This window comes from Leisingera sp. CC-HEC093 (assembly GCF_059429195.1).
Genome location: NZ_JCAIJR010000001.1, coordinates 2,526,498 through 2,548,330 on the forward strand (window position 1 = coordinate 2,526,498; position 21,833 = coordinate 2,548,330).

Genomic DNA, 21,833 nt, shown 5'->3' on the forward strand with positions numbered 1-21,833 from the left:
GCCCGGTTCGGGCCGGTGAAGTGGTCAGGCGGTTTCGCCCTGCGGGTAGTCCGCGGGGGCAGAGCCGCCAATGCGATGGGTTAAGGTGGCGCCCGCGCGGCGCAGGGCTGCCGGGATCAGCTGTTTTTGTTCCGCGCTCATGCGGGAGACCGGCGCGGCAACAGCAAGCGCGCCGATAACCTTGCGGTCGGGGCCAAAGACGGGGACCGCGTGGGAATGCACGTCCGCCTCAAACCCGCCTATGGACTGGGCAACGCCGGTGCCGCGGATCTCTGCCAATTGGGTGCGGATTTCCTGCGGGTCGGTGATCGTTGCAGGGGTGCGGGCCGCAAGCGGTTGGGACAGCACTTCCTCGGTGAATACTGGATCGGCAAAGGCCAGCACCGCCATACCCGAGCTGGTGCCGTGGAAGGTCAGCACCTCGGCGTCCTCCATCATCACCTTGGTGGCATTGCGGGGGGAGTAGGCGTGCGACAGCGAGTTGAGTTGGCTGCCCTGCAAGAGCGACAGGTGGGTCGTTTCGCCCGTTTCATCGCTGAGGTCGCGCAGCACCCGGCGGGAGACGGAGAGGATCGGAACAGCCGCCTCGCGCAGCGCTGCGAGGCGCAAAACCTGGGGGCCCAACCGGTAGGAGCGGTCGGCACCGGCCTGTTCGACATAGCCTGATTCCTGCAGTTCACTCATCAGCCGGTAGACTGTTGCCTTGTTCATACCGGACAGGCGCGTGAGGTCGCTGAGCCCGATCTCGGTCCGGCCGTGGTTGAAATGTGTCAGTAATGACAAGGCTTTGGATACCGTTCCCATGCGCTTGCCCGTGCTCCCTTCTTGATCCTGACGGGCAGTGTCTTTGGAAAAAGGCGCACCCGCGATGCAATTTTGTTGACAGATAACGGGGCGGGCTGTCAATCTAAATTCAAACCAATGGTTCAAATAATGAACCAAATGGCAAAACTGGGAGGAAAGCCATGAAACTCAAAACCCTCATGAAAGGGGCTGCCGCGGCGGCGGCGCTGGGGCTGAGCGCGGCAGCGGCGCAGGCCGAGTATCCGGAGAAACCGGTGAACTTTATCGTGCCGTGGCCACCGGGTGATCTGGAGGATGTCCTGACCCGGATGATCGCCGAAGACTTCCAGAACGAATACGGCGTCGCGGCAGCCGTGGTGAACAAGCCGGGCGGCGGCGGCGGGCCGTTCCCTGGCGCGATCGAGGTCGCCAATGCGCCGAGCGACGGCTACACCATCGGCTCCTTTGTGATTGGCGTGCCGGTGATGGGCCACCAGATCGACATTCCGCCGCTGACGCCTGAGAAGTTCGATCCGCTGGGGATCTTCCTGACCTATCCCTTTGTGATCGCCGCCTCCGGTGATGCGCCCTACAGCACGATGGAAGAGCTGGCAGCCTATGCCAAGGAAAACGACGTGGCGCTCGGCCATTTCGGCGATGTGCTGACCCCGACGCAGGTGACCAAGGCCTATGCCAAGAACGCCGGCTTCGAGTGGGGGTCTGATGCGGCGTTCGACGCCTTGGACTGCAACACGCTGGCCTCCGGTGATGCGGATGTGATCAATACCACGCTGCAGCTGGTGCTGCCCTGCCTGGATCAGGTCAAAGTGCTGGTCTCGATCACTGACGAGCGCATCCCCCTGGCCCCTGATGCCCCGACCATCGGCGAGTTGGATGAGAGCCTGAACATTGCCCTGTGGAACGGGCTTTTCGTGACCAAGGACACCCCGCAGGACGTGCGCGACAAGATCATTGCGGTTGCCGAGAAGACGGTGATGAGCGAGCGTGCCCAGAACATCGCCAAGGAAACCGGCGCGCTGGTCTACTGGCAGAGCGCCGGCGACAGTGCGGCCCGGGTCGCCAATGACATCGACACCATGGCCCGCATCGGCGGCTTGCTGTCTGAGTAATCCTCCCCCACTGTGCCGGGGCTGCTAACGGTCCCGGTGCCTTTTCAATCGCGCGGACAATGAACCCCTCAGATGCCTTCGGAACGTGAACGCCGTTTTGCCGGGCCGCGGCGCGGCCAGCTCGTCTTTGCCCTTGCCATGGTGGGCGCGGCGCTGCTGCTGCTGGTCCTGATCACAGAGCAGACCGCCTGGGTGCAGAAGACCAAGCTGTTTGCCCAGCCCCGGTTCTGGCCGGCCACCGCCATCGGCGGCATGGTGCTGTTAGGCGGGCTGCACCTGTACAGGCTGCCTTGGCGGCGGGTCAGCCGCTATGACCTGTGGGAGGTCAAGCGCTGGGGGCAGGTGTTTGAATTTGCCGGCTGGTTCATGGGCTATGTACTGCTGGTTCCCATCATCGGCTACCTGCCTGTGACGCTGGTGTTCGTGCCGCTGTTGAGCTGGCGGATGGGTTACCGCAGCCCCTTCATGCTGTGGACCAGCGCTGTCTTTGCCGTGGCCGTGGTGGTGCTGTTCAAGGCCTTGTTGTCAGTCAAGATCCCGGGCGCGCTCATTTATGAGTATCTGCCCGGTTCTCTCCGCTCCTTCTTCATCCTCTATCTCTGAGCGCGCGCTATGGACCTGATCCTTTCTGCAATAGACATCTTGATGCGCTGGGATGTGGCGCTGGCGCTGCTGGCGGGGTCGGTCGGCGGCGTGCTGATCGGTGCCATTCCCGGCGTAGGTCCGGCGGTGGCAATTGCGATCCTGCTGCCCGCGACGTTCTCCATGGATCCGATTGTCGGGCTGACCGTGCTCTTGGGGATATATGGCTCCTCCATGTACGGCGGCGCGATCCCGGCAATTCTGATCAATACGCCCGGCACCGCGGTCAATGCGCTGACCACCTACGACGGTTATCCGATGACCGCGCGGGGCGAGCCGCGCCGGGCCTTGAGCCTCGCCTATTCCGCCAGCTTCTTTGGCGGCATCTTTTCGGTAATCTGCCTGATCCTGTTTGCCCCCGTGCTGGCAAAGATCGCGCCGATGTTCGGCTCGCGGGAGATCTTCATGGCTGCTCTGCTGGGCCTGATCCTCGTTGTGGTCGCCCACCGCGGCCAGGCGCTGATAGCTGGGACGCTGGCCTGCTTCGGTATCTTTCTGCAGACCATCGGGCTGGAGCCGGTGAAATACACCCAACGCTACACTTTCGGGCAGGATTTCCTGGGCGGCGGCATAAATCTGATTGTTGTGGTGTTGGGGCTGTTTGCGATTTCGCAGGCCTTTGTGCTGCTGACTGACGAAGATGAGAAGGTCCGAATAACCCGCCTGCGCGGCGGAATGTTCCAGGGCTTGCGGGAGCTGGTGCGCCATCCGCGGGTGGCTGGTGTCTCTGCCACTTTCGGCGTTCTAATGGGGATGATCCCCGGGGTCGGCGAATTCACCGCACAGTTCATGTCCTACACCTATGCGCAGAAGACCTCGAAACGGCCGCAGGACTTCGGCAATGGCTCCTCTGAGGGGCTGATCGCGGCGGAGACCGCCAACAACGCTGTGCCTGCCGCTGCGATGGTGCCGCTTTTGGCGCTGGGCATTCCGGGCGAGGCGCTGACGGCGATGATGCTGTCGGTGTTCTACGTGCACAACGTGGTGCCGGGGCCGGGTCTGTTCCAGAACGACATGGATTTTGTCGTCGCGCTGTATCTCGCGCTGCTGGTCTTGAACGTTCTGGTGCTGCTGTTCCTGCTGTTTGCCACCCGGTCGCTCATCCAGGTGGTGCGTATTCCCAACCGTTTTCTGGGCGTCTGCATCCTGACGCTCAGCTTTGTAGGGGTCTATTCCTTGCGCAACTCCGCTACCGACTGTGTGATGGCGGCAGGCTTTGGCATCCTCGGCTATATCCTGAAACGCCTGTCGCTGCCCTCGGTGCCGATCATTCTGGGCATGGTGCTGGGTGGCATCATGGAGGTGAAGCTGCGCGCGGGTATGGCGCGGGTGAAGGAACCTCTTGATTTCATTGACCGCCCGGTGGCGTTCATCCTGTTTTGCATCATTATCATCGTTCTGGCGGTCCACATCCTGCGGATGCTGAAGGACCGGAAGGAACTGAAGGAGGCCGAATGGCAGACCAATCGCGCATCGACGAGCTTCGCAAGCTTGATGTGGCGCCGCAGAAACTCTTTCTTGAAGGATCATGGAAAGAAGGTTCGGGCCAGGCACTCGAAGTTGCTTCGCCGGTTGACGGATCTGTTCTGACGACGCTGGCGGGCGCTTCTGCAACAGATGTCGAAAACGCTGTGGCTTCGGCGCGGCGGGCCTTTGACGACCGCCGCTGGGCGGGGCAGAGCCCCGCCGCACGCAAGCAGGTGCTGCACAGGATCGCGGACAGGATCGCAGCCGAGGCAGTTGAGTTAGCTGTATTGGGCGTGCGAGACAACGGCACCGAGTTCAATATGGCGCTGAAAGCCGAGCCTGGATCTGCGGCGGGCACCTTCCGCTACTATGCAGAGGCGCTGGACAAGGTGGCGGGCGAGGTCGCACCAACCGCGCCGGATGTGCTGGGGTTGGTGCATCGGATGCCGGTGGGCGTGGTGGGTGCCATCGTGCCCTGGAATTTTCCGCTGATGATCGGCGCCTGGAAGCTGGCGCCGGCGCTGGCGATGGGCAATTCTGTGGTGCTGAAGCCGGCAGAGACCGCCTCACTTGCCCTGCTTCGGCTGGCGGAAATCTGCTCCGAATGCGGGCTGCCTGACGGGGTTCTGAACGTGGTCACAGGCTCAGGCGCGGAAACCGGTGCTGCGCTGGCTGCGTCAAACGATGTGGATGTGCTGGCTTTCACAGGCTCGGGAGCGACGGGCCGCAAGCTGCTGGAAGCCTCGGCGCGTTCCAACCTCAAGCGCTGCTATCTTGAGTTGGGCGGCAAGTCGCCCAATACCGTTTTTGCGGATGCGCCTGATCTGGCCAAGGCGGCGAAGGTCTCTGCTGCGGGTATCTTCCGCAACTCCGGGCAAGTTTGCATCGCCGGTTCCCGCCTGCTGGTTGAGGCCTCGATCCATGATGAGTTTGTCGAAATGCTGAAGGTTGAGACGGAGGCGATGCGGGTGGGTGACCCGCTGGACTTGAATACGCAGATCGGCGCAGTGAACTCCGAGGAGCAGCTGCGCCGCAACCTCTCCTTTATGGACATCGCACGGGCCGAGGGTGCGCAGGTCGTGACCGGCGGGGAGCGCATTCTGGAAGGCACAGGCGGTACCTATATGTCGCCTGCAATTGTCACCCGTGTTGACCGCGGTCATGCGCTGTTCCAGCGCGAAGTATTCGGGCCGGTGCTGGCAGTGACCAAATTCGAAACCGAAGACGAGGCACTGAGCCTGGCCAATGGAACCGATTTCGGCCTGGCGGCCGCAGTTTGGACTGGGAACCTGTCCCGGGCGCACCGGATGGTTGCGGGGGTCCGGGCGGGGGTGGTGCATGTGAATACCTATGGGGGCTCGGACAACACCGTGCCTCTGGGCGGTGTCGGCCAGTCCGGCAACGGGCATGATAAATCGCTGCACGCGCTGGACAAATACACCGACTTGAAAACCGCATGGATCCAGTTGTGATGCGGGTTTTGCGCGGCAAAACCTGCGGCCTCCGGCGGGAGTATTTGGAGAAAGATGAAGAGCCGGGGTCAGGCCGATAGCCGCCGCGAAGCTGAACAGACGGGAGGTAAAGCCTGTGGCAGACAAGACCATTCTGGTTGCCGGAACCTATGACACCAAGGATGATGAGCTGGGGTATCTGGCGGAGGTGATCCGCGGGCAGGGCGGCAAGGTGCTGACGATGGACGTGAGCGTGCTGGGCGATCCCAGCCAGCCTGCAGACGTCAGCAAGCATGCGGTGGCCGAGGCCGGCGGCAGCTCAATCGAGGCGGCGGTTGCCGCAGGTGATGAGAACATCGCCATGCAGATCATGGGTGCAGGCGCGGCGGCCAAGGTTCTGGAGCTATTCCGGGCGGGCCGCATTGACGGGGTGATTGTGCTGGGCGGCACCATGGGCACCGACCTGGCGCTGGATATGTGTGCGGCATTGCCGGCCGGGGTGCCAAAATACATCGTCTCCACCGTCGCGTTCTCACCGCTTATGCCGCCGGAGCGGATCCCGGCGGATGTGCAGATGATCCTGTGGGCTGGCGGGTTGTATGGCCTGAACTCGATCTGCAAGGCGTCGCTCAGCCAGGCGGCTGGCGCGGTGCTGGGGGCTGCGCGGGCGGTGGAGCCGCCGAAGCGCGACCGGCCGCTGATCGGCATGACATCGTTCGGCAAGACGGTGCTGCGTTACATGGTGGCGCTGAAGCCGGCCTTGGAGGACCGGGGATTCGACGTGGCCGTTTTCCATGCCACTGGCATGGGCGGGCGGGCGTTTGAAAGCCTGGCGGCAGAGGGTGCCTTTGCCGCAGTGATGGACTTTGCGCCGCAAGAAGTGTCGAACCACCTGTTCGGCGGGTTGTCGGCAGGGGCGGACCGGTTGACCAATGCAGGGAAATCCGGCACGCCGCAGCTGGTGGCGCCGGGCTGTTATGACCTAGTTGATTTCGTTGGCTGGCAGGAGACGCCTGCGCAGCTTCAGGGGCGGGAAACGCATGCCCATAACCGGCTTTTGACCTCTGCCATGCTGGAAGCAGATGAGCGCCGCCAAGTGGCGCAGGCAATCTGCAGTAAGCTTTCCTCCGCTCAGGCGCCGGTGGCGGTGCTGCTGCCAGTGGCCGGGTGCAACGAATGGGACCGGCCCGGCGCGCCGCTGCATAATGCGGAGGGGTTGGCAGCCTTTTGCGAGGAAATGCGAGAATGCTGCCCGGAGAACGCAGAGCTGCATGAGCTGGGCTGCCATATCAATGACGCTGAATTTGCCACCAAGGCTCTGGAAATTCTGGACGGCTGGATTGCCAGCGGGGTGGTGAAAACCGGCTGATATGCTTGGCCGCGGTGCCGCCGGTTGAAGTGTTTCAAAAAGTTTCCATTTCCCTCGGTCTCTGTTACGTAACTGCCAGCATGACAGGCCGCCGGAGGCCGTGAGCGCCGTGACGCGGGGTTTGCGGCCCTACGGCTGCCATTGGGGCTTGGCGCCGGTCCGGCTGCCGTGCCTAATCTGTTGGGAGCCGGGCGCAGCTACTGCCGCCGCGGAAGTGAGAGGATAACCGGATGAGTGAAGCCATTGCATATGAGCGCGTGGGTGATATTGCCGTTCTGAAGGCGCAGAACCCGCCTGTGAACGCCCTAGGCATTGATGTGCGCAAGGGCCTGCTGGCCGGGATCGAACGCGCCGAAGGCGAAGGGGCCAAGGCGGTCCTGATCTACGGCGAGGGCAAGACCTATTTTGCCGGTGCCGATATCCGCGAATTCGGCAAACCGCCGCAGGAGCCCTATCTGCCGGGCCTGTGCAGCCGGATCGAGGCCTCTTCGCTGATCGTGGTCTCCGCCATGCATGGCACGGCACTGGGCGGCGGGCTGGAGGTGGCCTTGTCCTCGCATTACCGGATTGCGGTGCCCTCGGCCAAGATGGGGCTGCCGGAAGTCAACTTGGGCATCCTGCCTGGGGCGGGCGGCACCCAGCGGCTGCCGCGGCTGGCTGGAACCGAAGCGGCGCTGGAGATGATCACCACCGGCCGCCATCTCGGCGCGGCGGAGGCGCTGGACAAGGGCATCATCGACCGTATCGAGGAGGGCGAGCCGCGTGAGATTGGTCTCGCCTTTGCGCGGGAACTGCTGGAGCAGGGCGCACTGCGCCGGGCTGTCGGGGAAATGCCTGCGCCGGAAGCGGTGGATTTCGATGCCGCCTATGAGGCCACATTGAAGAAAGGCCGCGGACAGCTGTCTCCGGCTACCGCGGTGCTGGCTGTGCGGGCGGCGGTCGAGGCGGAAAGCTTCGAGGCGGGTCTCAAGCGCGAGCGCGCGCTGTTCACTGAGCTGATGGAGTCGGATCAGCGCCAGGGTTTGATTCATGCCTTCTTCTCCGAGCGTGCGGTCAGCAAGCTGCCGGAGCTGGAAGGCGTCGAACCCCGCGAAATTGCCGCGATGGGGGTAATCGGCGGCGGCACCATGGGCGCGGGCATCGCCACTGCAGCGTTGCTGGCCGGGCTGCCTGTGGTGCTGATCGAAATGACGGATGAGGGTGTCGCTGCAGCGCGCGGCCGGATCGAGGGCAATCTGCAAGGCGCCCTGAAGCGGGGCAAGATCACCCAGGCGCAATATGATCAGCTGACCGGCGAGGCGCTGACTGTGGCCACGGATTATGCAGCGCTGGGCCAAGTGGATCTGGTGGTTGAGGCCGTGTTCGAAGACATGGACGTCAAGCGCGAGGTCTTCGGCAAACTCGACGCCCACTGCAAGGTCGGTGCGGTGCTTGCGACCAATACTTCCTACCTGAATGTGGACGAGATTGCTGCGGCCACGTCCCGCCCGCAGGATGTGATCGGGCTGCATTTTTTCTCGCCCGCGCATGTGATGAAGCTTTTGGAAGTTGTTGTGGCGGAGAAAACAGCGCCGGAGGTTCTGGCCACTGGCTTTGCCCTGGGCAAGCGGCTGAAGAAAGTGGCGGTGCGGTCCGGCATCTGCGATGGGTTTATTGGCAACCGGATCATGAATGCCTACCGCAAGGCGGCGGAATATGTGGTGCTGGATGGGGCTTCGCCCTATCAGGTGGACAAGGCGGTGACCACTTTCGGTTTCCCGATGGGGCCCTTTGCCATGGGGGATCTGGCGGGGCTGGACATCAACTGGGCCGCCCGCAAGCGCCGCGCGCCGACGCGGGATCCGCGCGAGAGGGTGCCGCGGTTCTACGAGATGCTCTGCGAGGGTGGCGATTTCGGCCAGAAGACCGGCAAGGGGTTTTATGTCTATGAGGCAGGCAAGCGCGGCGGTGTACCGAACCCCCAGGTTGCGGAGCTGATTGCCCGGGATCAGGAACAGCAGGGCGTTTCCCCGCGAGAGTTTTCCGACGCGGAAGTGTTGCGCCGCTACATGTGCGCCATGGTCAATGAGGCCGCGAAGGTGGTCGGCGAAGGGATCGCCCGGCGCCCGCTGGACGTGGATATGGTGATGCTCTTCGGCTACGGCTTCCCGCGGTTCTGGGGCGGTCCGCTGAAATGGGCCGACCTGCAGGGGCTGGAAGGCATCCTGGCCGATATCCGGAACTATGCGGCAGAGGACGGTTTCTTCTGGCAGCCCGCGCCGCTGCTGGAGCAACTGGTGGCAGAGGGCAGAACCTTCGGCGACCTGAACAAAGGCGCCTAGGCAAGCGGCTGGCGCCCCTCCGGCCCGCCGAGGGCCATCACGGCGCGGCCTGGCGGTGCCAGGCTGGGTGCGCAAACGCTGGCCGCATAGCGAAAAAGCGCCGCGCGGAATGCGCGGCGCCTGGCCCAACAAGAGCGGCGCATCTTTGATGCGCCTGGCGATTGGAGGGAGTTTTTGCGGCTCAGGCCCAGGTGCCTTCAGTGGCGGCGCGGATCTTGCGGATGTTCTCACCGTAAACATCCGGGTTGCTGACCGAGCCGCCCTTGAACACGGCGGAACCTGCGACCAGCACGTCGGCGCCAGCCTCAGCCACCAGCGGCGCGGTGGTGGGGTCAACGCCTCCGTCGATCTCGATGTGCACCGGACGGTCGCCGATCATTGAGCGCAGGCGGCGGATCTTGGCGGTCATGTCGATGAACTTCTGGCCGCCAAAGCCCGGGTTTACGGTCATCACGCAGACCAGGTCAGTCAGGTCAAGCAGGTTCTCCACGGCCTCGGCCGGGGTGCCGGGGTTCAGCGCGACGCCCGCCTTCATGCCTGCCCCGCGGATTGCCTGCAAGGTGCGGTGGATGTGCGGGCCCGCCTCGATATGGGCGGTCAGCACATCGGCGCCGGCGTCAGCGTAGGCGTCGATGTAGGGGTCAACCGGCGCGATCATCAGGTGCACGTCCATCACTGTCTTCACATGCGGGCGAAACGCCTTCACCGCCTGCGGGCCGAAGGTGAGGTTCGGCACGAAATGCCCGTCCATCACGTCCACATGCACCCAGTCGGCGCCCTGGGCCTCGATCGCTTGGATTTCCTGGCCGAAGTTGGCGAAATCGGCAGAAAGGATGGAGGGTGCGATCTTGATCTTGCGGTCAAAGGACATCTGGCAGCTTCCTTTTGCAAAAGGGAAATGAGGAGTCGCAGGCCGTATAGACTGTCCAGCCCGCTGTGCACAGAGGCAGATTGCATGGTGGCAACGTTTGACGGGGTAGAACCTCCGCGGGTTGCAATGGGTCGCGTTACAAAACTTTCACGGCAGTGACACATGAGCTTTGAGCAGGGCCGATAGGCGTTCCCCGAACTAGAAGGGAGCGCCCCGGTGCTGCGCATTGATAAACTGACCAAACGGTTCGGCGGCAAGATTGCGGTGGATACCGCCACGCTGGATATCGACAAACCCTGCATGATTGGCATCATCGGCCGCTCTGGCGCAGGCAAATCGACCCTGCTGCGGATGCTGAACCGGCTGGAGGACGCCAGCGGCGGCCGCATCCTGTTCGAGGGGCGCGAGATCACCGGTCTGAGGGGCAAGGACAAGCGCGCCTGGCAGTCCGACTGTGCGATGATTTTCCAGCAGTTCAACCTGGTGCCGCGGATGGACGTGGTTTCCAACGCGCTGCATGGCACGCTGAACCGGCGCAATGCGATGGCAACGCTGTTCAACCTCTATCCGATGGAGGACATTCATAAGGCTGTCGACATTCTTGAGCGGCTGGGCATTGCCGAACATGCAGCCAAGCGCGCCGAGGCGTTGTCGGGCGGCCAGCAGCAGCGGGTGGCGATTGCCCGGGCGCTGATGCAGGATCCTAGGATCATTTTGGCGGATGAGCCGATTGCTTCGCTCGACCCGATGAACGCCCAGACCGTGATGGAGGCGTTGCGCCGCATCCATGAGGAAGACGGGCGTACTGTGATTGCCAACCTTCACACGCTGGATACTGCGCGCCGCTATTGCGACCGGGTAGTTGGCATGCGCGACGGGCGCATCGTGTTTGACGGGCTGCCGGAACAGCTGACCACGGGCGTGGCCCGCGAAATCTATGGTGCCGGGGAGGAATTCTCTGAGGCCGCGACATCAACCGAAATTGAAACCCTGGAAAAGATGAACGCCACGCGCGCCGTCATTCCCGCCGAATAACCCCTGACCTGATTTCATCGATCCGGGGGCTGCTCCCCGGGAAAGACCAACCGGAGAGACATAAGATGAAAAAACTGATTGCTGCTGTTATGGCAACCACCGCGCTGACTGCCCCTGTTGCGGCAGAGGAAATCACCGAATTCCGCATCGGCATCCTGGGTGGTGAGAATGCGCAGGACCGTCTGAACAACAATGAATGCCTGCGCGAATACACCGAGAAAGAACTGGGTATTGAAACCAAGCTGTTTGCGCCTGCTGACTACAACGGCGTGATCCAGGGCCTGCTGGGCGGCACCATCGACATGGCTTGGCTGGGCGCGTCCGGCTATGCCAAGACCTATCTGTCCGACCCCCAAGCGGTTGAGCCGGTACTGGTCAAGGTGAACATTGACGGCGGCTATGGCTATTACTCAGTCGGCTTTGCCCGCAAGGACAGCGGCATTACCTCGTTGGAAGACCTGAAGGGCAAGACTTTCGGCTTCGGCGACCCGAACTCAACCTCAGGCTACCTGATCCCGTCGATCGAGATCCCAAACAAGATTAATGCCAGCATGGAGTCCGGGGATTATTTCGGCGAAGTGAAATTTACCGGCGGCCATGAGCAGACCATTGTTGCGGTTGCCAATGGCGATGTCGATGGAGGTGTGACCTGGGCCGACGGACTGGGCGAATGGGAAGACGGTTATCAGTCGGGGGCACTGCGCCGCGCAGTGGACGCGGGCCTCGTCGACATGAACGACATGGTCGAGGTCTGGAAATCCGCCCCGATCCCGGAAGGTCCCGTGGTTTTGCGCAAGGCTCTGCCGGAAGAGGTCAAAGCAAAGATGACCGCGCTGATGGACAATCTCAGCGAAATCGACCGTGACTGCTTTTATGGTGTCGTGGCCGGTGAGGCCAAAAGTTTCGACCCGATCAGCCACGATGCCTATGAGGTGATCATCGAAGCCCGCAAACTGAAGTCCCAGTAATTTCAGCCCAGTACCTTTTGAACTTTGCTCTGCGGGGTTCCGGGCTTGTCTTGGAACCCCGCAATTTCCCGATGGCCTCTGCAACGGCCATCCCGAAAAGACCAGGATCCCAAATGGCAGATTTGATAGCCGCCCGGCCGGGCATCGAGGACATCCGGCAGCAGTACACTGCCCATACCCAGCGCAAGCGGTTGTATGGCGGTATCCTTCTGGCGGTTTTTGTGGCTCTGATGGCAGCCGGTTTTCGCACCGCGGATGCCCGCAACGCTGGCTCTTTTACCGACGGGTTCACCCGCATCTTCGACTATCCTGCCGAAGTCCTGTCCGAAGCCGCCGAAAAGGCGGAACAGCTGCCGGGGCATTTGGTGCAGTTTCTGCCGGCGCTGGTGGAGACCCTGAACATTGCCGCCGCTTCGACACTTGCGGGTGCAATGTTCGGCACGCTGCTGTCATTGCTGGCGACCCGCGGCATGGCGCCTTGGCCCGTGCTGATACCGCTGTTTCGCCGCATCAGCGATATCTGCCGCGCAGTCCCCGAGATTGTCATCGCGTTGGTGCTGATTTTTGTGCTGGGCGGCGGGCCGGTGGCCGCGATGATAGCTATTGCCATCCATACGGCCGGGGCGCTGGGCAAGCTGTTCTCTGAGGTGAACGAAAACGCCTCCCTGAAGCCGGTGGAGGGCCTCACCTCTGTCGGCGCCGCTTGGGCACAACGAATGATGCTGGGGGTGATCCCGCAGGTCGGTCCGAATTACGTCAGCTATGCGCTGTTGCGGTTTGAGGTCAACATTCGCGCATCTGCCATCCTCGGCTTTGTCGGTGCGGGCGGCATTGGCTATGAACTGAAGAACGCCATGGCGTGGGGGCAGGGGCGTTACGACGAGGCCGCTGCAATTTTCCTCCTTCTCTTTGTCACCATCGTCGCCGTTGACCAGCTGTCCGGCCTGCTGCGCGACTGCCTGACCCATGGAGCGAAGGCATGACCACATTTAATACCACATTGACGCCGGCAGACCTGAAGGCGGACATCTCAAGGCTGTTTCTAAAGAAGAGGCTGATGAATTTTGCCCTGCCCGCTGCGGTACTGGCCTATCTCGCTTATGTGTTTGTTGTCTTCGACATGCCGGCGCTGTGGGAGCGTGCCAGCCTGGAAAACGCCAGGACGCTGGTCGGCGACAGCTATAGCTACAAGACCCATGTCGCCCTAGACAACCGCAGCGGTAAGGTTTCGGTGGCTATCGAAGGGGAGCGCAAGGGCGCCTATCCCGATGGTACTTCGCCGGACTGGGTAGAACTAGGCGAAACTACGGTGATTGATCTGGAGGATGGCCACGTTGTTAGGTTCGGGCCGGAAACCATCGAATACATGATCCCCGGCTATGGCAAGGTGCGCGCCACCCCGGGCCGCAACGCAGGGGTTCAGGCTGAGCTGCCGGCAGGCGATGTGCCCGAGTGGATCAATGTCTCAAAAAACCGTCTCGCCGTCACAACAGAGGCCGGCCGCCTGACCGTGACCCGCAACCGGGCTGAGGTGTTCCGCTATTTCGCGGGGTGGGAGCTTTTCTTTTTTACTCTCGACAGCCCGTATTATGGCATGGGGGCAGGGGAACTGCTGCAGCAGGCCGCCACCGGCGAGGCCGGTGCGATCTTTCAGGAGTTCTGGACCAACAAGATGTGGCGCCATCACGACGTGGCCTGGGCGATTGCCGAAACTCTGCTGATGGCCTTCCTCGGGACTATCGGGGCCGGGCTTATAGCGCTGCCGCTGGCCTTTGCAGCGACCCGCAACTTCATGCCTTTTCGCAGTATCCGCTTTGCCATGCGCCGCCTGTTCGACTTTGCGCGCGGCGTCGACTCGCTGATCTGGACAGTGGTGCTGGCGCGTGCCTTTGGCCCCGGGCCGCTGACCGGTGCGCTGGCGATCCTGGTCACGGATACCGGCACATTTGGCAAGATATTTTCAGAGGCGCTGGAGAATGTCGATCAGAAGCAGATTGAAGGAGTCTCCTCTACCGGCGCCAAGCCGGTGCAGCGCTACCGCTTCGGGGTTATCCCGCAGATCACGCCGGTTCTGCTGAGCCAGCTGCTCTATTTTCTGGAAGCCAACACGCGGTCTGCCACCATCATCGGCGCGATCACCGGCGGCGGCATCGGCCTGTTGCTGACCCAAGCGATCATCACTCAGAAGGATTGGGAGGAGGTGGCCTACTACATCACCCTGATCATCCTGATGGTGATGCTGATGGACTGGTTCTCCGGCTGGCTGCGCCGCCGCCTGATCAAGGGGGAAGGCGGCAAAGCCAAGTGCAGGCCGCGGAAATCAGAGGGCGGGGCGTTGCTGCTGCCCTGACCTGGATTCGGATATAAGAAATGGACGGCCACTGGCTCGATTGCAGGCGGAGGCGCCATTCATCCACCCGGATTGCACAATCAAAGGCAGCAGTTTTAGTGCCTATGTGAAAATCGGCGCCGGCAGCCGGGTGGCGTACGCGGTGTTCGGGGACTACAGCTATTGCGGCCAAAGCTGCGATATCGCCAATCCGGAGATCGGCAAGTTTGTCAATATCGCTAGTTTCGTGCGGATCGGTGCCACGGACCATCCGATGGAGAAAGCGTCTCTGCATCAATTCTTGTACCGTTCCGCAAGCTACTGGGAAGATGCGGAGGATGACGCGGGGTGGTTTTACCCCCGGGCCAGGCACACGGTACGCATCGGCCATGAAACCTGGATCGGCCATGGCGCGATGACAAGCCCGAGGTTGCTGTTGGCATGGCGCTCTCGTCGCGTCAGGCGCGATCGTGACCAAGGGTGTTGCACCTTACACCATCATTGGCGGCAACACCGTCAAAGTGATCCGCCGCCGCTGTCCTGAGGCGGTCGCAGAGCAAATTGTGGAACTGACCTAGCGAAACTGGGGCCATGAGACTCTGCGGACCGCGCTGCCGGACTTCCACAGCATGCGGGCGGAGGAGTTCCTGGAGAGGTACTCCTGAGCCGGCAGGCGGTTGCTCCCGCCTGTTCCAGCGCATTTGAAGAATGCACGTCACAGTTGGGCGTGGCGCCGCTGCGCGGCGCAGGTGGGCTGCAGAGAAGCGCTTGAGGGGCAATTCTGCCCTTCAAGCGCGGTTCCATTGTGTTGGCTGCCATCCCCGCCTCAAGGGCAAACGGCGCAGCATGCCGCCTCTCTGCGGCCCTTGACCCGGGGCTGTCGGGGGGTCAGGCGGCGCCCGCGTCCACAAGCTGGGTGGCGATGTCGAGGAAGACCTTGGCCTGGGCGCTGCCGGGATTGGCCGCTACGATTGGCGTGCCGTTGTCGCCGGCCAGGCGCACGTCCAGATGCAGCGGGACCTCGCCCAGCAGCGGCACGTCCAGTTTTTGCGCCTCCTGCGCCACACCGCCGTGGCCGAACACGTGCTCTTCATGGCCGCAGTTGGAGCAGATGTGGGTCGACATGTTCTCGACCATACCCAGTACCGGCACGTTCATCTTGCGGAACATGTCGATGCCCTTGCGCGCGTCGATCAGTGCCACGTCCTGCGGGGTGGAGACCACGATGGCGCCGTCCACATGGGTCTTCTGCGCCAGCGTCATTTGCACGTCGCCGGTGCCGGGCGGAAGATCAACGATCAGCACGTCCAGCTCCCCCCATTGCACCTGCAGCAGCATCTGCTGCAGCGCGCCCATCAGCATCGGTCCGCGCCAGATCACCGCCTGATCCTCGCCGGTCATCAGCCCCATCGACATCATGGTGACGCCGTGATTGCGCAGGGGCAGAATGGTCTTGCCGTCAGGGCTGGCAGGACGGCCGCTGACCCCCAGCATCTTTGGCTGCGAGGGGCCATAGACGTCGGCATCCAGCAGGCCCACCTTGCGTCCCTGCATTGCCAGCGCGCAGGCGATGTTGGCCGAGACGGTGGATTTTCCAACGCCGCCCTTGCCCGAGGCCACGGCCAGGATCCGCGCAACACCGGGCACTTTCTGCGGCGCCTGTTGCTGAGGCTGCGCGGCTGTCTTGGGCTTAAGATCCGGTGGCGCTTTCTCCGAATGGGCGGTCAGCATAGCTGACACCTTTTCCACCCCCGGCAGCGCCGCCACGGCCGCGTCCGCCCTGTCGCGCACCGGGCCGTAGGCTTCGGACTTGCCGGGATCGATTTCCAGTACAAAACGGACGGTGCCGCCCTCGACGGTAACGGCACGGGCAATGCCTGCGCTGACGATGTCGCTGCCGCTGACGGGGTCGGTGATGGATTTGAGCGTCTCAAGGACGGTTTCACGGGTGACGGTCACGCCGGTCTCCTGCTTCTGGTCATGTCTTGCACCTGTTCTGGCGCAATTCCGCAGGTCATGCCAGCCGTACACGGCCCGGAGTTTGATTTAGCGCATCCAGGAGTCAGCTTTTTTGCCACCTGGCCCTGTCTGAAGCCTTGCGATCTTGTGGCAATCGCAGCAGCGCCGCGCGTGAGCGCGGCGCTGGATCCAACGGGAGGAGGCCCGTTGGCAGACGACGGGCGGGAGGATCCTGTCAGCTGGCCAGTGCCACCTCGGCGGAATTCATCACCGCGCCGATGCGGCGGCCGGTGTCCACCATCCGGTTGGAAAAGCCCCATTCGTTGTCATACCAGCTGACCACCCGCACCAGCCCCTCGGCGGTGACGGATGTCTGGGCAGCGGCAAAGCAGCTGGAATGCGGGTCGTGGTTGAAGTCTACAGAGACCAGCGGGTCTTCTTCGTAGGACAAAATGCCCTCCAGCCCGGTTCCGGCAGCTGTTTTGACCGCGGCATTGATCGCCTCAACCGTGGCAGGCCGTTCCGGCACAAAGCTCAGGTCCACCACAGAGACATTGGCGGTTGGCACCCGGATGGCGGAGCCTTCCAGTCGGCCTTTCAGATGCGGCAGCACCTCGGAGATTGCCCGTGCCGCGCCTGTGGATGTGGGGATCATCGACAGTGAGGCGGCACGGGCGCGGTAAAGGTCTTTGTGGCTGGTGTCATGGGTCGGCTGGTCGCCGGTGTAGGCGTGGATGGTGGTCATGTAGCCGGTTTTGATACCAAAGGACTCATCCAGCACCTTGGCCAGCGGCGCCAGGCAGTTTGTGGTGCAGGAGGCGTTGGAGACAACCACATCCTCCGCCGTCAAATCCATGTGGTTGACACCATAGACCACAGTGCGGTCGGGATCCTTGCCGGGGGCGGAGATCAGCACCCGCTTGGAGCCGTTCTTCAAATGCCGCGCAGCATCCTCGCGGGCGGTAAACAGGCCTGTGCATTCATAGGCAATGTCCACATCCTGCCAGGGCAGGTCCTCTGGGTTGCGCACCGCGGTCAGGCGGATGCTGTGATGGCCCGCGCGGATCAGGTCATCGGCCAGGAACACCGGCGTCTTCAGGCGCCCGTGCACGCTGTCGTATTTCAGCAGATGCACCAAGGTTTCCGGCGGCGACAGGTCGTTTATGGCCACCACCTCAATATCCTTTTCGCCGCTTTCCAGCAGCGCCCGCAGCACCCCGCGGCCAATCCGCCCGAACCCGTTGATTGCAATCTTCAGTGTCATCTCTGATCTCCGGCTGGTGTACCGGATTTTGCCGGTATCGATAACGGTTGCGATACCGATATCGATAACAGTGTAAAAAATCAACCCCTCTGTTTACGGAGCTGCCCTTGCGGCTGCCCGCGATCTGCAAGAGCATGGGAGCATGACCAAGAAACTGCTCCTGAGAGACGTGGCCAAACTGGCCGGTGTCAGTGAAATGACGGCTTCTCGCGCGTTGCGTGGTGCCCCGGACGTGTCCGCCAAAACCAAGGCGAAGATCGAAGAAATTGCCCGCACCCATGGATATGTGCCGAACCGGATTGCCGGCTCCTTGTCCTCGCAATCGGTCAACCTGGTGGCGGTGGTGGTGCCGTCGCTGAATAGCTTTGTCTTCCCGGAGGTGCTTTCGGGCATTTCCGCCGTCTTGAAGGACAGCCCGCTGAAGCCGGTGGTCGGGATTTCCGGTTATGATCTGGCGGAAGAGGAAAGCGTCATCCGTGAAATGCTGAGCTGGCGGCCTTCAGGGCTGATCGCTGCGGGGCTGGAGCATACCGAAGCCACCCGCCGGATGCTGCAGCAAGCCGATTGCCCGGTGGTCGAGGTGATGGATGTGGACGGCGATCCGGTGCGCCACTGTGTCGGCATATCACATCTGCAGGCAGGCCGCGAAATGGCAGAGCAGATCCTGGCCCGCGGCTACCGCAGGATCGGGTTCATCGGCACCAAGATGCCGCAGGATTTCCGCGCCCGCAAACGCTTTGACGGATTTACGGATGGACTGGCGGCGCAGAGCGTGACACTTGCAGACTTGGAGCATTATTCCGGCGAAAGTTCGATCCTGACCGGCCGCCAGTTGACGGCACAGATGCTGGCGCGCAGCCGGGAGCTTGATTGCATCTATTATTCCAGCGACGTGATGAGTGTGGGCGGTCTGATGCATTGCCTGGCGGCGGGCCTGTCGGTGCCTGGCGATGTCGCCTTGGCCGGCTTCAACAATCTGCAGATCCTGCAGGGCTTACCGCTGCAACTTGCGACCACGGATGCCTGCCGCCATGAAATCGGTGAGCGCGCGGCGCAGATCATTCTGAAGTCGCGGGAAACGGGCGGGGCAGAGGGGATGGTTTTCGACTGCTTGACGCCGGCGATCAGCTTGGGCGGGACTCTATAATTCGCCGCCCCGGCTTGCTGCCGCGAAACAGTCGTCACCGCCGTAAACATGCCAGTCGGAGATTTTCCTAGCTTTGGCAGGTGCGCCGGGGCAACCTGTGGGCATGGTTCCAGTTCAGCGCGGGTCGGCCCGGAAAAGGAGTGCAGATGCCCAAGTACAATGACATGTTCGAGCTTTCTGTTGAAGACATGGACCTGATTGAAACCTCATTGCAGCACACAAGAGATGCTTTGTCGGAAGCCCATCCCGCCTCGGGCAGTGCAGACGCGGAGACCCTGCGCCGCGTTCATGCTCTTCTGGGGCGGCTGCACAATCAGAAGATATTCTATTACCCCAAGGACCAAGTCTACGTCAGCGGCTGACGCTGTGCCCTAACTAATATGCTCTCCCCGCATGGCGGAGAGAGCTGTAGTTTGCATTTCGGCTTCAGCCTACATCGCAGCCTTGAACAGCTGGGCTAGGTTTTCCTCAGTCAGCTCAATCGGGTTGCCGCCGCAGGAGGGGTCGATGATGGCGCCTTTGACTAGATCGGGAATTGCTGCCTCTGTGACGCCCAGATCCGACAGCCCGCGCGGGATGCCCAGGGAATCGTTCAGCTCCTGCACAAAGCTGCGGAAGCCGTCAAAGCCGCCCTTGATGCCCAGATACGCCGCCGCCATGTTGAAGCGGTCCGCAATCTCGGACGCGTTGAACTCCAGAACGCTGGGCATGCAGACCGCGTTGGTGGTGCCGTGGTGGGTGTTGAAATGCGCGCCGACCGGGTGGCTCATAGCATGAATCGCTCCAAGACCCTTCTGGAAGGCGGTCGCGCCCATAGCAGCCGCAGACATCATCTGTGCGCGGGCTTCGATATCAGTGCCGTCATTGTAGGCACGTGGCAGGTAGTCCTTGACCAGGCGCATGCCCTCGAGCGCGATGCCTTGAGACATCGGGTGGTAATGGGGCGAGGAGAAGGCCTCGACGCAATGGGCAAAGGCATCGAGCCCGGTGCCCGCGGTGATGAATTGGGGCATGCCGACAGTCAGCTCGGGATCGCAGATCACCACGGCAGGCAGCACCTTGGGGTGGAAGATGATCTTCTTTTGATGGGTGGCGCTGTCGGTGATCACCGAAGCGCGGCCCACCTCTGAACCGGTGCCGGCAGTGGTCGGCACCGCGATGATCGGTGCGATGGCATCCGCATCGGCGCGGGTCCACCAGTCGCCGATGTCCTCAAAGTCCCAGACCGGCCGGGTCTGGCCCGCCATGAAGGCCACCATCTTGCCCAGGTCCAGGCCGGAGCCGCCGCCAAAGGCAATCACCCCGTCATGGCCGCCCGCATTATAGGCCGCAACACCAGCGTCCAAGTTCTTCTCATTCGGGTTCGGATCAACGTCCGAGAACATGCCGCGGCCGAGGCCGGCGGCTTCCATGATGTCCAGGGTCGATTTGGTGACAGGCAGATCTGCCAGACCCTTGTCAGTGACCAGCAGCGGCTTCTTGATGCCGGCAGCGGCACAGGCGTCGGCCAGTTCTTTGATCCGGCCTGCGCCGAACTTGATTGCGGTCGGGTAGGACCAGTTTCCAACGAGAGACATGTCGTTTTCCTTTAATACTAAAGCCCGCCCCGGGGAGGAGACGCCGGGGCGGACAGGGCCGTCCGTCAGCCGGTTACCTTTTTCAGGTGATAAGACTTCGGACGGGTCAGATTGTGATAGCCGATGACCGACAAGCCGCCGCCGCGGCCGGTGTCCTTGCAGCCGGTCCAGCAGAGGCCGGGATCCAGGTAGTCGGCGCGGTTCATGAAGACAGTGCCGGTCTCGATCCGGTTCCCCACGGCTTGCGCCCGCTCCACATCCTTGGTCCACAGCGAGGCGGTGAGGCCGAAATCGCTGTCGTTCATCAGCCGGATGGCTTCTTCATCCGAGGAGACCTTCATGATGCCGACAACCGGGCCAAAGCTTTCCTCGCGCATCACCCGCATGTCGTGGGTGACACCCGTCAGTATTTGCGGCGTGAGGTACGCGCCGCCGTCATCCTCAGCAAAGGTTTCAATATGGGCCACCGCGCCGGCCTCTATCGCCTCGGCGATCTGGCCGCGGACCTCGCTGGCAAAGCGGACATTGGCCATCGGGCCAATGGTGGTCTCTGCGTCCAGCGGGTTGCCCAGTTTGTAGCCTTTCACGATAGCCGCGGCCTTCTTCAGGAAGGCGTCGTAAAGGCTCTCATGCACGTAGATCCGCTCAATGCCGCAGCAGCACTGGCCGGAGTTGAACATGGCGCCGTCAATCAGCGTGTCCACAGCCGCATCCAGGTCGGCGTCTTCCATCACATAGCCCGGGTCCTTGCCGCCGAGCTCGGTGCCAACACCGGTGAATGTGCCTGCCGCTGCGCGTTCCATTGCTTGGCCGCCGCCGACTGAGCCGGTGAAGTTCACGAAGTTGAAGGCTTTGCTGGCAATCAGCTCCGACGTTGTGCCGTGGTCCAGGAACACATTCTGGAAAACGTCCTCGGGAATGCCGGCGGAATGGAAGGCCTGCGCCATCCGTTCGCCCACCAACAGCGTCTGCGTTGCGTGCTTCAGCACCACCGTATTACCGGCAATCAGCGCCGGAGCCACGGTGTTGATCGCGGTCATGTAGGGGTAGTTCCAGGGAGCCACGACAAAGACCACACCGTGCGGAATACGCTTGATGTAGCGCTTGAAGGTTTCGTCCTCGCCAACCTCGATGTCAGCAAGCGACTCTTCGGCGATTTTTGCCATGTGGCCCGCACGCTCGTTGAAGCCGCCGAACTCGCCGCCATGGCGCACCGGGCGGCCCATCATGTGGGCCAGCTCCGGCACGATCTCGTCATTCATTGCGCCGACAGCGGCCACGCCCGCCATCACCAGATCAATGCGTTCCTGCAGCGGCCGGCCGGCCCATGCGGCTTGCGCCGCCCGCGCCCGATCTGCTGCCGCAAAGGCGTCCTCGCGCGATAGCACTTCGCGCTCCGCGAAGACCGATCCGTCGATCGGTGAAATACATTTCAATACCTGGCCCATTGCCATTCACTCCATTCAGAAAGGGCAAAGCCCTCTTCATCTTTCCGAAAATACTCCGGGGTTTGGGGCAGA

Annotated in this window: 18 protein-coding genes and 1 pseudogene; 13 read left to right on the top strand and 6 right to left on the bottom strand. The window is 62.3% G+C overall.

All coding sequences use genetic code 11. The features are described 5' to 3' along the window. Window positions 1-24 precede the first annotated feature (24 nt). Entirely contained in the window at window positions 25-804 is a 780-nt protein-coding gene (locus tag AC5STB_RS12265) for an IclR family transcriptional regulator (protein ID WP_495443114.1), read from the bottom strand. Window positions 805-965: 161 nt separating this feature from the next. Between AC5STB_RS12265 and AC5STB_RS12270 the strand changes: the two genes are divergently transcribed. From AC5STB_RS12270 to AC5STB_RS12295, 6 genes are all read left to right on the top strand, one after another. After that, window positions 966-1,913, top strand: coding sequence for a tripartite tricarboxylate transporter substrate binding protein (locus AC5STB_RS12270; protein ID WP_495443115.1), 948 nt, complete (start codon window positions 966-968; stop codon window positions 1,911-1,913). A gap of 72 nt (window positions 1,914-1,985) precedes the next feature. Further along, complete coding sequence (locus AC5STB_RS12275; RefSeq protein WP_495443116.1) at window positions 1,986-2,516, top strand: tripartite tricarboxylate transporter TctB family protein; 531 nt, start codon at window positions 1,986-1,988, stop codon at window positions 2,514-2,516. 9 nt (window positions 2,517-2,525) lie between these two features. Further along, on the top strand, window positions 2,526-4,145 hold the full coding sequence (locus AC5STB_RS12280) for a tripartite tricarboxylate transporter permease (protein ID WP_495443117.1): 1,620 nt from the start codon (window positions 2,526-2,528) through the stop codon (window positions 4,143-4,145). Continuing rightward, a complete protein-coding gene (locus AC5STB_RS12285) occupies window positions 4,052-5,494 on the top strand; it encodes an aldehyde dehydrogenase family protein (protein WP_495444596.1) in 1,443 nt (480 codons plus the stop codon). Before AC5STB_RS12280 ends, AC5STB_RS12285 begins: the two co-directional genes overlap by 94 nt. A 115-nt stretch (window positions 5,495-5,609) precedes the next feature. After that, on the top strand, window positions 5,610-6,842 hold the full coding sequence (locus AC5STB_RS12290; protein ID WP_495443118.1) for a Tm-1-like ATP-binding domain-containing protein: 1,233 nt from the start codon (window positions 5,610-5,612) through the stop codon (window positions 6,840-6,842). A gap of 230 nt (window positions 6,843-7,072) precedes the next feature. Next, window positions 7,073-9,163 (top strand): 3-hydroxyacyl-CoA dehydrogenase NAD-binding domain-containing protein, encoded by a 2,091-nt coding sequence (locus AC5STB_RS12295; RefSeq protein ID WP_495443119.1) that lies wholly within the window; start codon window positions 7,073-7,075, stop codon window positions 9,161-9,163. Window positions 9,164-9,344: 181 nt separating this feature from the next. Here the strand turns inward: AC5STB_RS12295 and rpe are convergent, their stop codons facing one another. After that, window positions 9,345-10,034, bottom strand: coding sequence for a ribulose-phosphate 3-epimerase (gene rpe / locus AC5STB_RS12300; protein ID WP_495443120.1), 690 nt, complete (start codon window positions 10,032-10,034; stop codon window positions 9,345-9,347). Between the two features lie 216 nt (window positions 10,035-10,250). Here rpe and phnC point away from each other — a divergent pair, with 216 nt between their 5' ends. From phnC to AC5STB_RS12325, 5 genes and pseudogenes are all read left to right on the top strand, one after another. After that, window positions 10,251-11,069: a phosphonate ABC transporter ATP-binding protein gene (phnC, locus tag AC5STB_RS12305; protein WP_495443121.1), complete on the top strand. Its 819-nt coding sequence runs from the start codon at window positions 10,251-10,253 to the stop codon at window positions 11,067-11,069. A gap of 65 nt (window positions 11,070-11,134) precedes the next feature. Next, window positions 11,135-12,037, top strand: a complete 903-nt coding sequence (phnD, locus tag AC5STB_RS12310; protein ID WP_495443122.1) for a phosphonate ABC transporter substrate-binding protein — start codon at window positions 11,135-11,137, stop codon at window positions 12,035-12,037. 113 nt (window positions 12,038-12,150) lie between these two features. Then, window positions 12,151-13,020 (top strand): phosphonate ABC transporter, permease protein PhnE, encoded by an 870-nt coding sequence (gene phnE / locus AC5STB_RS12315; RefSeq protein WP_495443123.1) that lies wholly within the window; start codon window positions 12,151-12,153, stop codon window positions 13,018-13,020. Continuing rightward, window positions 13,017-14,387 carry a phosphonate ABC transporter, permease protein PhnE gene (gene phnE, locus AC5STB_RS12320; RefSeq protein WP_495443124.1) on the top strand — a complete coding sequence of 457 codons (1,371 nt, stop codon included), beginning with the start codon at window positions 13,017-13,019 and terminating at the stop codon, window positions 14,385-14,387. The genes phnE (AC5STB_RS12315) and phnE (AC5STB_RS12320) overlap by 4 nt, the downstream gene beginning before the upstream one ends. Before the next feature lie 31 nt (window positions 14,388-14,418). Further along, a pseudogene (locus AC5STB_RS12325) lies at window positions 14,419-15,031 on the top strand (LbetaH domain-containing protein). Window positions 15,032-15,254: 223 nt separating this feature from the next. On the opposite strand, the gene AC5STB_RS12330 reads toward AC5STB_RS12325, so the two are convergent. Together AC5STB_RS12330 and gap are read right to left on the bottom strand one after the other, a co-directional pair. Continuing rightward, complete coding sequence (locus tag AC5STB_RS12330) at window positions 15,255-16,325, bottom strand: Mrp/NBP35 family ATP-binding protein (protein ID WP_495443125.1); 1,071 nt, start codon at window positions 16,323-16,325, stop codon at window positions 15,255-15,257. A 235-nt stretch (window positions 16,326-16,560) separates the two neighbouring features. Continuing rightward, window positions 16,561-17,589 carry a type I glyceraldehyde-3-phosphate dehydrogenase gene (gene gap, locus AC5STB_RS12335; RefSeq protein WP_495443126.1) on the bottom strand — a complete coding sequence of 343 codons (1,029 nt, stop codon included), beginning with the start codon at window positions 17,587-17,589 and terminating at the stop codon, window positions 16,561-16,563. A gap of 142 nt (window positions 17,590-17,731) precedes the next feature. Here gap and AC5STB_RS12340 point away from each other — a divergent pair, with 142 nt between their 5' ends. Further along, window positions 17,732-18,736: a LacI family DNA-binding transcriptional regulator gene (locus AC5STB_RS12340; RefSeq protein WP_495443127.1), complete on the top strand. Its 1,005-nt coding sequence runs from the start codon at window positions 17,732-17,734 to the stop codon at window positions 18,734-18,736. Window positions 18,737-18,882: 146 nt separating this feature from the next. Further along, window positions 18,883-19,098, top strand: coding sequence for a hypothetical protein (locus AC5STB_RS12345; protein WP_495443128.1), 216 nt, complete (start codon window positions 18,883-18,885; stop codon window positions 19,096-19,098). Between the two features lie 69 nt (window positions 19,099-19,167). On the opposite strand, the gene AC5STB_RS12350 is transcribed toward AC5STB_RS12345, so the two are convergent. Both AC5STB_RS12350 and AC5STB_RS12355 read right to left on the bottom strand, forming a co-directional pair. Further along, window positions 19,168-20,313 (bottom strand): iron-containing alcohol dehydrogenase, encoded by a 1,146-nt coding sequence (locus AC5STB_RS12350; RefSeq protein WP_495443129.1) that lies wholly within the window; start codon window positions 20,311-20,313, stop codon window positions 19,168-19,170. Between the two features lie 65 nt (window positions 20,314-20,378). Beyond that, window positions 20,379-21,761, bottom strand: coding sequence for an aldehyde dehydrogenase family protein (locus AC5STB_RS12355; protein ID WP_495443130.1), 1,383 nt, complete (start codon window positions 21,759-21,761; stop codon window positions 20,379-20,381). Between the last annotated feature and the right edge of the window lie 72 nt (window positions 21,762-21,833).

Coding starts and splice junctions, on each gene's coding strand:
- AC5STB_RS12265 (WP_495443114.1), bottom strand. CDS start 804: ATGGGAACGGTATCCAAAGCCTTGTCATTACTGACACATTTCAACCAC.
- AC5STB_RS12270 (WP_495443115.1), top strand. CDS start 966: ATGAAACTCAAAACCCTCATGAAAGGGGCTGCCGCGGCGGCGGCGCTG.
- AC5STB_RS12275 (WP_495443116.1), top strand. CDS start 1,986: ATGCCTTCGGAACGTGAACGCCGTTTTGCCGGGCCGCGGCGCGGCCAG.
- AC5STB_RS12280 (WP_495443117.1), top strand. CDS start 2,526: ATGGACCTGATCCTTTCTGCAATAGACATCTTGATGCGCTGGGATGTG.
- AC5STB_RS12295 (WP_495443119.1), top strand. CDS start 7,073: ATGAGTGAAGCCATTGCATATGAGCGCGTGGGTGATATTGCCGTTCTG.
- rpe (WP_495443120.1), bottom strand. CDS start 10,034: ATGTCCTTTGACCGCAAGATCAAGATCGCACCCTCCATCCTTTCTGCC.
- phnD (WP_495443122.1), top strand. CDS start 11,135: ATGAAAAAACTGATTGCTGCTGTTATGGCAACCACCGCGCTGACTGCC.
- phnE (WP_495443123.1), top strand. CDS start 12,151: ATGGCAGATTTGATAGCCGCCCGGCCGGGCATCGAGGACATCCGGCAG.
- phnE (WP_495443124.1), top strand. CDS start 13,017: ATGACCACATTTAATACCACATTGACGCCGGCAGACCTGAAGGCGGAC.
- gap (WP_495443126.1), bottom strand. CDS start 17,589: ATGACACTGAAGATTGCAATCAACGGGTTCGGGCGGATTGGCCGCGGG.
- AC5STB_RS12340 (WP_495443127.1), top strand. CDS start 17,732: ATGACCAAGAAACTGCTCCTGAGAGACGTGGCCAAACTGGCCGGTGTC.
- AC5STB_RS12345 (WP_495443128.1), top strand. CDS start 18,883: ATGCCCAAGTACAATGACATGTTCGAGCTTTCTGTTGAAGACATGGAC.
- AC5STB_RS12350 (WP_495443129.1), bottom strand. CDS start 20,313: ATGTCTCTCGTTGGAAACTGGTCCTACCCGACCGCAATCAAGTTCGGC.
- AC5STB_RS12355 (WP_495443130.1), bottom strand. CDS start 21,761: ATGGGCCAGGTATTGAAATGTATTTCACCGATCGACGGATCGGTCTTC.